This is a genomic window from uncultured Serinicoccus sp. (assembly GCF_947487915.1).
Taxonomy (GTDB): Bacteria; Actinomycetota; Actinomycetes; order Actinomycetales; family Dermatophilaceae; genus Ornithinicoccus.
In genome coordinates this window covers 202,626-214,607 of record NZ_CANKYH010000008.1, presented here as the reverse complement: position 1 = coordinate 214,607, position 11,982 = coordinate 202,626, and the positions used below count along the sequence as shown (strand labels likewise).

The 11,982-nt window shown below is 73.9% G+C and carries 11 protein-coding genes; 10 read left to right on the top strand and 1 reads right to left on the bottom strand.

Annotated features, from left to right (window positions below):
• The first annotated feature begins 21 nt into the window (after positions 1-21).
• Complete coding sequence (locus Q0795_RS12405; RefSeq protein ID WP_298890048.1) at positions 22-417, top strand: hypothetical protein; 396 nt, start codon at positions 22-24, stop codon at positions 415-417.
• Positions 418-472: 55 nt separating this feature from the next.
• Here the strand turns inward: Q0795_RS12405 and Q0795_RS12400 are convergent, their stop codons facing one another.
• Positions 473-1,252, bottom strand: a complete 780-nt coding sequence (locus tag Q0795_RS12400; protein WP_298890047.1) for a BTAD domain-containing putative transcriptional regulator — start codon at positions 1,250-1,252, stop codon at positions 473-475.
• A 229-nt stretch (positions 1,253-1,481) separates the two neighbouring features.
• Here Q0795_RS12400 and Q0795_RS12395 point away from each other — a divergent pair, with 229 nt between their 5' ends.
• Genes Q0795_RS12395 through Q0795_RS12355 form a run of 9 tightly spaced genes read left to right on the top strand, consistent with a single transcriptional unit; the run spans position 1,482 to position 11,981 of the window.
• Positions 1,482-2,135 carry a hypothetical protein gene (locus Q0795_RS12395; protein ID WP_298890046.1) on the top strand — a complete coding sequence of 218 codons (654 nt, stop codon included), beginning with the start codon at positions 1,482-1,484 and terminating at the stop codon, positions 2,133-2,135.
• Entirely contained in the window at positions 2,128-2,442 is a 315-nt protein-coding gene (locus Q0795_RS12390; RefSeq protein ID WP_298890045.1) for a LysM domain-containing protein, read from the top strand. Before Q0795_RS12395 ends, Q0795_RS12390 begins: the two co-directional genes overlap by 8 nt.
• Positions 2,439-3,584 carry a hypothetical protein gene (locus Q0795_RS12385; RefSeq protein WP_298890044.1) on the top strand — a complete coding sequence of 382 codons (1,146 nt, stop codon included), beginning with the start codon at positions 2,439-2,441 and terminating at the stop codon, positions 3,582-3,584. Before Q0795_RS12390 ends, Q0795_RS12385 begins: the two co-directional genes overlap by 4 nt.
• The gene (locus Q0795_RS12380) at positions 3,581-4,072 is read left to right on the top strand and encodes a phage baseplate assembly protein V (protein WP_298890043.1); all 492 of its coding nucleotides are present in this window, start codon (positions 3,581-3,583) and stop codon (positions 4,070-4,072) included. Before Q0795_RS12385 ends, Q0795_RS12380 begins: the two co-directional genes overlap by 4 nt.
• Entirely contained in the window at positions 4,072-4,389 is a 318-nt protein-coding gene (locus Q0795_RS12375) for a hypothetical protein (RefSeq protein WP_298890041.1), read from the top strand. Before Q0795_RS12380 ends, Q0795_RS12375 begins: the two co-directional genes overlap by 1 nt.
• Complete coding sequence (locus Q0795_RS12370) at positions 4,386-4,787, top strand: GPW/gp25 family protein (protein ID WP_298890040.1); 402 nt, start codon at positions 4,386-4,388, stop codon at positions 4,785-4,787. Before Q0795_RS12375 ends, Q0795_RS12370 begins: the two co-directional genes overlap by 4 nt.
• Complete coding sequence (locus Q0795_RS12365) at positions 4,784-7,300, top strand: putative baseplate assembly protein (protein WP_298890039.1); 2,517 nt, start codon at positions 4,784-4,786, stop codon at positions 7,298-7,300. Before Q0795_RS12370 ends, Q0795_RS12365 begins: the two co-directional genes overlap by 4 nt.
• Positions 7,297-9,822, top strand: coding sequence for a hypothetical protein (locus Q0795_RS12360; RefSeq protein WP_298890038.1), 2,526 nt, complete (start codon positions 7,297-7,299; stop codon positions 9,820-9,822). The genes Q0795_RS12365 and Q0795_RS12360 overlap by 4 nt, the downstream gene beginning before the upstream one ends.
• Positions 9,819-11,981: a phage tail protein gene (locus tag Q0795_RS12355; protein ID WP_298890037.1), complete on the top strand. Its 2,163-nt coding sequence runs from the start codon at positions 9,819-9,821 to the stop codon at positions 11,979-11,981. Before Q0795_RS12360 ends, Q0795_RS12355 begins: the two co-directional genes overlap by 4 nt.
• Position 11,982 lies beyond the last annotated feature (1 nt).

Below are 11,982 nucleotides of genomic sequence, written 5' to 3'. Positions count from 1 at the left end.
GCACGGGCGAAGGAGACGGCCATGGTGACTCTGTCCCTGACAGCGACGGTGAGCGTGGCCGACGGCCCGATGCTCCCGCTCGGGACCGACCTGGAGGCTGACTCCTACGTCGTGGCCGACCTCACCCTGGGCGCAGCAGGATCGGGGTCGGAGTCCCAGGAGGTGGCACTGCTGCCCGACGGAGGCGCGATGACGCTGCTGGCGATCAGGGCCACGAGCGGCGGCGACCTCGTGACCGTCACCGTCACGCCCAGCAACGGCGGGACCGACGGCGACGACCTCACCGTCGACGGCGTCCTGGTCGTGGCCAACGCAGGTGTCCTGGAGGCCCTGGTCGCCGGCGGTCCGCGAACCGTGACGATCGAGAACACCGGAGCCGCCGAGACGAGGGTGAGCGTGCTCGCCACGCTGGACTGACCGCACCGGGGCACGACGTCCACCAGCACGGGGCGCCCGCGCGGCGGGGGTCGCGTCACCCGATGCCGGCCAGCTCCCGGTCGATGCCGGCGGGCTCCGGCGGCACGGCCCGTTCGACGAGGTCGGCCAGACCCTGCGACGGTCGGATACCGAGCTCTGCCTCCAGGAGGTCACGGCACGCCTCGTAGGAACGTCTCGCCTCTGAGACGTTGCCCTCGGCCAGATGGATCTCGACGACCAGCCGGTGTGCGGACTCGCGGAGCCGATCGGCCTGGAGCGCGGTGAGGGCGAGATCGAGGGCCAGTCCGTAGCGGCCGAGCCTGGTCAGTCTGCGAGCCTCGGCATCCATGACGTGCAGGCGCAACTGCCGCAGCCGCTCCCGCTCCGGCTCCAGCCACTCGTCGTCCCAGTCCTCCAGCAGCTCACCGGCGAGGGTGCCCTGCTCCCAGCCGTCGTCGTCGGGCGGGTCCTGACCGTCCAGCACGAGGCGCGAGCGCTCGACCAGACGCTGCAGGTCGACGTGTGGCTCGAGACCGAGACGGACCGTCCCGTGATCGCTCAGCACGAGGCCGCAGGCCGCCTGGTTGGTGCGCCAGATCCCGGTCCGCAGGCTCGCGAGCGCGCGGTGCTCGGTCGCCTGGGGCCACAGCATGCCCGCCAGCCGCGAGCGCCCGATCCGGCCGCGCACCACGAGCATCGCCACCAGCCGCTGAGCGCCGGCCGGGAGCGAGACGTCCTGGCCCTGCACCCGCAGCGAGAAGGATCCGAGCACACCGATGTGGATCGCGATGTCATCGGTGGTCGATCGCCACGTCGGGGGAGTCCGTGTCGTCACCGAGGGTCCTTCCGTCAGGCCCTGTGCCGTCCTGATGGGCGACTACCGTGCCACAGGTGTGGCGTCCTGAACAGGGCGGGCGAGATCACCCTTTCGGGTGGTGGCGTCCGTTCAGAGACACCACGGGCCGGCTGGATACGTCGGCCGGTGGTGTCGTGGTGAGCGGGCGGACGCGTCGCGTGACGCCTCTGTGACACGGCAGTGACGCCGGCGCCACAGGGTGAGCCCCATGGGCACCTTCCCCGGCTCGGCACGCACCGTGCCGGGCGCGATCATCGGCGTCGAGCCGACGAACCCGCTCGCCCGGATCGTGCTCTTCCAGTACAACCCCGACGAGGTCACCCGCACCATCACCCCGCGCGCCGCTCCCCACGGCGGGTCGGGAGCCTCCAACGCACAACGGCTGTGGGGCAGCCCCTCCGAGTCCATCTCGCTGACCCTCGACCTGGACGCGACCGACGGCCTCGAGGTGGGCGACCCGATCGCCGCCACGGCAGGCGTGGCCGGGCGCCTGGCCAGCCTGGAGATGCTGCTCCACCCGCCGACCGCGACCACCATCGCCAACACCGCGTTGCTGGCCGCGGGGACCATCGAGATCCTCCCGCCCGACGGTCCGCTCACCGTGCTCGTCCTGGGCCCGACCCGGATCGTGCCGGTCACCGTCACCAGCCTCACGATCCGGGAGCAGGCATACTCCCCCGCGCTGTCCCCGCTGCGGGCCAGTGTCGACGTCGACCTCTCGGTGCTGACCGCGAGCGACCTGTCGCCCACGGACGCGGGCTTCGCGCTCTCGATCGCCCACCAGGTGGTCAAGGAGAGCCTCGCCTCGGTCGCCGCCGTCGCCTCCGCCGGTGCCGCCGCCTCCGTGTCGATCGGTGGCTGAGATGGGACGCTACGAGGACGTCCCCCAGGCCGAGCTCGAGGTCACCGCCGTCGACGGCACCCGCAGGCGGGTGCGGTACTACCGACGCCGCCCGCTGCCGGACCCGCGGGACCTGAGCACCCTGGCCACCCACACCGTCGCTCCCCGGGACCGGCTGGACCTGGTCAGCCACGCGTACACCGGAGATCCGCTCGGGAGCTGGCGACTGACCGACGCCAACGCCGCCCTCGACCCGGACGACCTGGTGGGCGACGAGGCGGTCGGCACCGACCTGCGCGTCCCCAGGCCGGGGGTGGGTGGGGTATGACCGCCCTCGGCACCCGCCTCACCATCCTCGCCGGGCCCACCATCCCGATGCCGCTCACCCCCGACCTCACCGCCCGGGTGCGCGAGGTGACGGTGACCGAGTCCGACGAGGGGCGTTCCGCCTTCACCATCAGCCTGGACGCCGGACGCAGCGGCCCGATGGCGGCGCTGGACACCCCGGTGCTCGGGATGACGGCACTGCGCGCCAACCACCGCGTCGTGCTCGTGCTGACCCTGGGGGTGATCCCGCACGTCCTCATGGACGGGATCGTCACCGAGACCGAGTACGTCCCCGGCAGCGCACAGACACAGGCCGGTGTGCGCATCACCGGGCAGGACCTGTCGCTGCTGCTCGACCGGCACGAGGTGTCGGCCGAGCACGTGGGGCTCACCGACCACCTCCAGGTACTGACCATCGCCGCGCGGTATGCCGCCACCGGACTCATCCCGTCCGCGCTCCCGCCCCCGGTGAGCGAGCCACCGCTGCCGATCGAGCGCACCCCCACCCAGCAGGGCACCGACTGGTCCCACCTCCAGCAGCTCGCCGACGTCAACGGCTTCGTCTGCTACGTCGACCCTGGCCCGGTGCCGGGGGTCAGCACGCTCTACTGGGGGCCGCCGGTGCGCGCCGGGGCACCGCAGAAGGCACTGTCCGTCGACCTCGGGCCGGACACCACCGTCCTCGGCGCCCCGACCTTCCGGGAGGACGTGCTCGGCCCGGAGGTTCTCGACGGCCAGGTGCAGGACCCGCGCACCGGAGTCGTCATCCCGGTGCGCACCTTCGGAGCCACTCGACCGCCGCTGGCCGCGATGCCCGTCTGGGCCGTGCACGCTCCGTCCGTCCGCACCCGCGCCTACCGCGACACCGGTGTCAGCGCGGTGACCGCCCTCGCCCATGCCCAGGCCCGGACCGACGCGGCGATGAACTGCGTGACCGCGACCGGACGGCTGGACGGTGGTGTCTACGGCGCGGTCCTGCGGCCGCGTGGCCTCGTCGGGATGCGCGGTGCGGGTTGGTCGCACGACGGTCTGTGGTACGTCCAGCAGGTGGTGCACCAGCTGCATCCGGGCGGCTACACCGCCGACTTCACGTTGACCCGCGAGGGCTACGGCTCGACCGTCCCGGTGGTGAGGGTCTCATGAGTGGGCCGGCGTTCTTCGGGAAGTACCGCGGCACCGTCGAGAACACGCTCGATCCGCTCGGCCAGGGCCGGGTGCAGGTGAAGTGCCCCGCCGTGCTGGGCGACGGCACGATGAGCTGGGCCATGCCCTGCGTTCCGTACGCCGGGGACGGGGTGGGGATGTTCCTGGTGCCTCCCCAGGGCACCCACGTGTGGATCGAGTTCGAGGGCGGCGACCCGGACAAGCCGATCCTGGGTGGCTGCTTCTGGGGGGTCGGGCAGGCACCTGCGGTCCCACCGGTCGAGCAGATGAAGGTGCTGAAGACCGACACCGCCACCGTCGAGATCAACGACCTCATCGGGATGCTGACGATCACCGCGAGCACCCCGCTCGGCGCCGCCACCATCGAGGCCGGCCCGGCCGGGCTGACCATCAGCCTGGGCACCCAGCAGATCACCGTCGGGCCGGTCTCCGTCTCCGTCAACAACGGTGCCCTGGAGGTCATGTGATGCCTGGCTTCCTGCTCACGCAGACCGCCGCTGTCGCCTGCGCCCACCAGGGCCGGGCCACCCCGACCACCGTCAATCCACGGGTGAAGCTCGGCGGCACGGCCAGCGTCCAGCAGGTCACGACGTATGCCGTCGCCGGGTGCCCCTACCCGCCCGCGAGCGGTGGCCCCTGCGTCACCGGCATGTGGACCACCGGTACCACGCGCGTCACCAGCATGGGGATGCCGTTGGCGATCCTGGCGGCGCCCGGCACCTGCGCCCCGACCGGTGTGCCGCTCCTGGCGAGCGCCACCCAGACCCGGGTGCGGGCGACATGACGACCTCCCCGCAGCGGGCCTACGCCCCGCGACACCTGGCCTTCCCGCTCCGGCTGGACGGGCGGGGCCGGACCGAGCGAGCGGACGACGAGCAGTACCTCCGCGGGCTCGTCGAGCAGGTTCTCTTCACCCAGCCCGGCGAGCGCGTCAACCGCCCGACGTTCGGCAGCGGAGTGGCCGGGTTGGTCTTCGCGCCCTCCGGTGACTCCCTCGCGGACTCGACGCAGGCCCTGGTGCACGGGGCGCTGCAGCAGTGGTTGGGCGACCTCATCGCGGTCGAGCGGGTGAGCGTCAGCGCGACCGAGGGCCGGCTGGACGTGACCGTGGTCTACCGGCCACTGCACCGGACCACCGACCAGCCGCGCTCGCTGGAGGTCAGCGGAGGTGTGGGCGGATGACGGCCGACCTGCCGCTGCTCGCCGACGTGGACCGGGAGGCCCGTCGTTCGCTCATCCGCGGCCGCAGTGACATCGACGGCATCGACCGGGTGGAGGTGCTCTCCAACCATGTCGGCCGGCCCGGACACGTCGCCGGCGCGCCCGCGCAGCGGACCCTGGTGGTGCACCTGGTGAACGGCCCGGTGCCGGTGGGCTGGGGGGCCGGCGAGGTCCGGGTGCTCGGTGGCGTCCGGGAGGACCCGGCCCTCAATCCGGTCGAGGTCCTCTGGGCGCACGGTGCGCTGAGCATCGCCGGCGCCTCCGGTCAGCCGCCCGTGGCGCTGCCCGAGGTCACCGCCGCCGATCGCGACCTGGTCGCCGCGACCGTGCCCGAGGAACGACGCGGTGCCGCCTTCGTGCTGCGCACCTCCTCCAGCGGTGACTTCTCGACCTACCAGGTGCGGCTGCTGGGCCCCGGCAGCGGGAGCGCCCCGCCGGGCATCGACGTGCCGCTGTCGGTCTCTCCGGTGCGCTTCACCGTCGACTGTCCCGCTGACGACGACTGCGCCCTGCCAGCCGCCATGGTCCCGGTGGTGGACGACCTGCTGCCCGGGGACTACCTCGCCCGCGACTACGAGGCGCTCCGGATGCGGCTCCTGGACCGGCTGTCGACCGTGCTCCCCGAGTGGACCGACCGCTCCCCCGCCGACCCCGGTGTGATGATGGTCGAGCTCTTCGCCTCCGTGGGCGACCGGTTGGCGAGCTGGCAGGATGCCGTCGCCGCCGAGGCATACCTCTCGACGGCCCGCCGCCGCACCTCCGTGCGCCGCCACGCGCGGCTGCTGGCCTACCAGATGCACGAGGGCTGCTCGGCCCGGACGCTGCTGTCGTTCAGCGTTCCCCATGCCCTCACGGTCCCTGCAGGAGTCGCGGTGACCGACCTGCCGCCGGCCGCCGACGTCACCGACGCCGCCGACGCGGCGGAGGTCGGTGGCACCGTCTTCGAGACGGCCGCCGCCGCGACCCTGCGGCCCTCCCGCAACGCCATGCCGCTGCACGCCTGGGGCGACCCGGACCATCGCCTGGAGCCCGGGACGACCGCCGCGTACGTCGTGACCGCCGTCGGCACGGACCCCGGTCTGGTCGCCGGCGACCTGCTGGTGCTCGCCGAGCGGCCGGTCGGTGGTGACGTCTCCCAGGGCGACCCGAACCGGCGTCACCCCGTCCGGCTGACCAGCGACCCTCATCGACACGACGACGTGCTCGAGCCGGGGCTGTGGGTGTGGGAGCTGCGCTGGTCCGTGGCGGACGCGCTCGCCGGCCCGCTCCAGGTGACGCTGCCGGGCGCCGCCCAGCCGGTCGCCGTGGCGTTGGGCAACATCGTGCCCGCCGACGACGGTGCGACCGTCGCGCGCCGGCCGCTGATCCCGCCGACCGTGGGCATGGGTGCCTACCGGCCACGGGTCAGCCATCCCACCATCGCCAGCATCGACCGGACCTATCCCGCCGACGCCCCTGCCGCCGAGCTGCTGCAGCCCGACCCGCGCGCCGCCCTGCCGTGGCTGGAGCTGGACGACGGGGAGCACACCTGGACACCGCGGCAGGACCTGTTGGCCAGTGGCCGCCTGGACACCCACCTCGTGGTCGAGCCGGAGCCGGGCGGGGTCGCCCGGGTGCGCTTCGGCGACGGCGTGACCGGGCGGCAACCGACCCGGGGGACGACCTTCGCGGCGTCCTACCGGCGCGGCGGCGGGCGACGAGGAAACCTGGCCGCGGACCGACTGGTCCGACACCTCGCCGCTCCGGACGGCACGGACCCCTTCGGGGGGCTGTCGGTGCAGGTGTGGAACCCGCTTCCCGCGACAGGGGGCACCGACCCCGAACCGATGGAGGACGTGGTGCAGCTCGCCCCTGCCGCTTTCCGGACCCAGCTGCGGGCGGTGACCTCGCCCGACTACGCCGTCGTCGCCGAGCAGCACCCGGGGGTGCAGCGGGCCGTGGCGCGGCGGCGATGGAGCGGCTCCTGGTACACCCAGGCCGTCACCCTGGACCGGGTCGCCGCGTACGGCGACGGCCCCACCGTCGCGCAGGAGGTCGCAGCCGCGCTGGAGGTCCGGCGGATGGCGGGGATCGACGTGACGCTGGAGCGACCGCTCATGGTCGCCCTGAGCATCGCACTCACCGCCTGCCTCCACCGGGACACGCCCCACGCGCCGACCGAGGTCGCGCTGCGCCGTGTCTTCACCAGCGGCCTGCACGAGGACGGCACCCCCGGCTTCTTCCACGTCGACCGGTTCACCTTCGGCCAGCAGGTGAGGCTCTCCGGCGTGGTGGCGGCGGCCATGGGCGTGCCGGGGATCGCCTGGGTCGAGGTCACCGCCTTCTCGAGGGCCACCGCGACTCCCTCGGCCGCTGCGCAGACCCTGGCCGCGGGAGTCATCGAGGCCGGCTCGCGAGAGGTGCTGCGCTGCGACAGCGACCCCAGCAACCCGGAGCACGGGCGGCTCGAGCTGACGGTGCGAGGCGGGACATGAGCGTGGACGACGCGGCCACCCCGGACGGCGGGCCACCCGCCCTCACGAACCCGGCCGGGCAGCGCACGCTGCGGTGGCGGGCCGCCCCCCACGGTCAGGCCCTGGCGCGGATGCGCGCCTACCTCGCGGATCCGGCGCAACCCCTGCCGGTCCGGTCGATCGCGCACGACGCGACCACCGATCCGGCCATCGCGCTGCTGGACTCCTGGGGCGTGGTCACCGACATCGTGTCCTTCTACACCGAGCGCATCGCCCAGGAGGGATTCCTGCGGACCGCGACCGAGCGTGGCTCGGTGCGTCAGCTGGCCCGCACCCTCGGGTACGAGCCACGGCCCGGCGTCAGCGCCGAGGTCGAGCTGGCCGTGGAGGTCGAGACGGCGGCGGGTGCACCCGCGACGGTCCAGGTCCCGGTGAGCACCCCGGTGCAGACCATCCCCGCGCCCGGCGAGCTGCCCCAGATCTTCGAGACCTCCGAGCCGCTGGAGGCCCGTGGCGCCTGGAACACCCTCTCCGGGGCGGTGTCGGTGCCGCAGGACATCCCGTACGGCACGGACACGCTCTGGCTGGCGGGCACGGCCACCGGCGTGCGGGTGGACGACCACGTCCTGGTGGTCGGCTCCGAACGGCGCGGGGTGACCTCCACCGAGGATCACTCCGCCGACCACGAGAAGTGGGACGTCCGCCGCGTGGTCGAGGTGACGACGGACCCGGCCTACGCCGTCGGCTGGACCCGCCTGCGGCTCGACCGGGGCGTGGGGTTCACCAGCGCGCGACCGCTCGTCGCCGAGGACGAGCTCGTGGTCCACCACCTGACCCGCCGGTTGAACCTGTTCGGCTGGACCTCCCCCGCTCCCGAGCTGCTGGACGACGAGCATGCCGGGCAGTGGGACGACTGGGACATCGACGCCGCACAGCGGCTGCTGGAGATCGACGGTGACGTGCCCGAGCTGGCCGTCGACGGGTGGCTGGTGCTCGACCAGCCGGGACGCACCGAGTGCTACCAGATCACCTCGGTGACACCCTCCGGCGCGGCGAAGTTCGGCATCGCCGGGAAGGTGACCCGCGTCGGCGTCGACGTGTCCCACCACCTGGACGGCTTCGACCGCCACCAGGCCATCGTGCTCGGCGTGAGCCGTCCGTTGGCCGCGCAGCTGCGCCCGGATCTGGGCCTGGTCGGAGCGGCCGAGGACGGCACGCCCGGAACGACCCTGGCCGTCGTGTCCGGGGACCCGGCTCTCGAGGCCGACCGGCTGGTCCTCGTCGAGGGCATCACGCAGGACGGCACCCGCCAGGTCGAGGCCACCACCGTGACCGCCGTCAGCGCCACGACCACCGGCATGGCCGGCACCAGCGCGCCGGGCACCCTCGAGCTCACGGTCGACCCGCCGCTGGCCCACCGCTACCACCCCGGGTCGGTGACCGTCCGCGGCAACGTCGTGCTCGCGACCCACGGCGAGACCGTGGAACAGGCACTGGGCAGCGGGGACGGCCGCATCGAGTTCCCGGCGGTGGCGCTGCGCCGCGCACCGCTGACCCACGTCCGCAGCACCACCGACCCGACCGGCGCCAGCCCGGAGCTGACCGTGTGGGTCGAGGGAGTCGCCTGGTCACCGGTGGAGTCGCTCCTCGTGGCCGGGCGCTCGGACCAGGCGCACACCATCCGTCAGGCCGAGGACGGCACGACGTCGGTGACCTTCGGCAACGGCACCCACGGTGCCCGGCTCCCCACCGGCGTGGAGAACGTCACCGCGACCTACCGGGTCGGCATCGGCGAGAGCGGGGCCGCAGAGGCCGGGCAGGTGAGCCTGCCGATGCGCAAGCCGCGCGGCGTCAGAGCGATGGCCAACCTCCTGCCCAGCCGGGACTGGGCCCCGCCGGAGGGACTGGAGGAGGCCCGCACCAACGCCCCGCAACGCATCCGGACGCTGGACAGGGTCGTCAGCGTCGAGGACTACGCCGACTTCGCCCGCGGCTACTCCGGCGTGGGCCGCGCCCGCGCCGACCTGGTGTGGACCGGGCAGGTCGAGGCGGTGGTCCTCACCGTGCTGGACGCCACGCTCACCCCGGCGTCCACGTCGCTCATCGGCGACCTGCGGGACACGATCGACGGGGCCCGTGAGGAGCGGGCGGTCCGCGTGGTGCTCCCCGGGGACGTCATCGACATCGGGGCTGCGCTGAGGATCGAGGTCGACCCCCGGCACGAGGAGGACACGGTGCTGGCCGCGGTGCGCGCGGCCCTGCTGGAGGCCTTCGGCGGCCTCGACCTGGCGCAGCCGCTGGCGGCGTCGGCCGTGCTCGTGGTGGTCGCCGCGACCGCGGGGGTGAGGACCGTGACGATGCCGAGCTTGAGCATGCCCGGCCGGGCTGGGGCCGACCCCGACCTGCTGGTCGCCGAGCCGGCCCGATGGGTCGGCGGCGGGTCGGGCAGCAGCGGCAGCGGCACCGATGTCGCGGGCGAGCTCGTGCCGGCTCAGGCCCTGGCCCTGCGCGAGGACCTGCTGACCGTGGAGGTGGACCGATGACGGCCTTCGCCGAGCGCCGGGCGGACCGGGCGGACTACCTGGCGGCACGGCTCCCCGGCCACGTGCTGGTCCGCGACGAGGAGTCCGGCGGCCTGCTCCGCGCCCTGCTCGACGCTGTCGCCGGTGAGCTCGGTGTCGTCGAGCGTGACCTGGAGACGCTCTACGACTCCTGGTTCGTGGAGACCTGCCCGGACTGGGTCGTGCCCTACCTGGCGGACCTCGTCGGCCTGGCCGGGCTGCCCGACGACCTCGGTGCCGTCAGCGGTGCCGGTGTCAGCCGCCGCACCATCGTCGCCAACACGGTGGCCTACCGGCAACGCAAAGGCACCGTCGCCGTGCTGGAGCAGATCGTCCGCGACGTCACCGGGTGGCCGGCCCGGGCGGTCGAGTTCCACCGGCTGCTCGGCACCACGGCGCACGCGCGCTACCCGCGGCTGGACCGGCCCGCCTGGGGATCAGTGCGACACGCGGCCGACGCCGAGACGGAGTCGCTGCCGCTGGCGGGGGGCTGGCTGAGCTCTCACGCGCACACCGCCGAGGTGCGCTCCATCGAGCCGGGGCCGTGGGGCGGGCACGGGCGACACGGCATACCTCACATCGGGGTGGTGGTGACCCCGTTGCGGGTCTGGGAGGGCACGGGTCTGCCCGCCCACCCGGTCGGGGGCACCTGGTTCGCGCACCCGCTCGGCTGGGAGGGTCCGTTGTTCGCCAGGCCTGCCACCGAGGAGGGGATCGAGCACCTGGCAGGTGAGGCCGACCTCGCGGTGCCGGTGCGGCCCCGGCGGTTGCTGGCCGCACTCCAGGCTGCCCGGTCGTCGGCGCCGGGCGAGCCGGTACCGCTGGCCGTGCGGGTCGACGGGGTGGACCTCGACGCCGAGCGCATCCGGGTGTGCGGGCTGGAGGACCTGGCCGAGGACGGGGCCGGCGGCCCGCTCCCGGGCTGGCAGGTGATGGTGGACGCGGTGCGGGGGGTGCTGCACACCGCGCAGGACGGGGTGGGCGACACCCCTGGAGAGGTGATCGTCGACTGGGGTAGCGGCAGCGTCGCCGACGTCGGGGCCGGCCCCTACGACCGAACGCTGGAGCACGACGCGGCGCTGACGGCCGACCCCTTTGTCGGTGACACCGACACCGGCGGCGACACGGTCACCGGGCAGCAACCGGTGCTGGCCGGGTCGACCACGGTGGGCACCAGCCCGACCCTGGCCGACGCGGTGACGGCGGTGACGGGTGCCTGGTCGGACCCGGCGGGTCGAGGCGGCACCCACGTCATCTCCATCGGTGACAGCGCGCGGTACGTCGATTTGGTCGCCCTGACCGTCCCGGCCGAGTCGCGTGCGGTGCTGGTGGCCGCGCACTGGCCCGGTCGGCAGACCGTCCTCGGCGACATCCTGCCGCCGGTGCCGGGGGTCTACGCGACGCAGGGCGTGCGCCCGACGATCACCGGCGGCCTGAGCGTAGGCGGTTCAGCGGGGTCGAGCGTGCTGCTCGACGGGCTGGTCGTCGACGGCGACGTCGTGGTGCGCGCCGGTGACCTGGGGTCGCTCACGGTCAGCCAGTGCACCATCGCCGGCCAGGTGCGCGTCGAGGGCACCGCCGCCGGGCCCAACCGGTCGTGCGTCGTCACGATCCGCCGCAGCGTGGTGGGGGCGGTGGTGCTCGTGGACACGGTGCCCGAGCTGCGACTCTCCGACAGCGTCGTCCACCCTGCGCTCAGCGGCGGCGGGGACGCCGTCGTTGCCCCGGTCGCCCACCTCGACATCGCCGGCTCCACCGTCCTCGGTGACGTGGGCGGCCGGACGCTGACGGTGACGTCGAGCCTGTGCGACGGCGTGGTCAGCATCGTCGACCGGCAGGTCGGGTGCGCGAGGTACAGCTATCTGGCGCCGGGCAGCCGGACCCCACGGCGCTACCGCTGCGTGCCGCCGCAGGACACCACCGCGGCCCCGGCCCCGAGCTACGTCTCGCTCGGGCCCGGCTCCCCCTGGTTCGCCAGCCTCGCCCCCGGCGCGGCCGAGGTGCTGCGCACCGGGGGCGAGTTCGGGGCAGAGATGGGTGTCCACCACCACCTCCGGCGCCCGGTGCGTCTCGACGCGGCCCGACGCCTCGTCGCGCCGTACCTGCCCGCCGGGATGCAGATCGACGTGTTTGGGAGCTGAC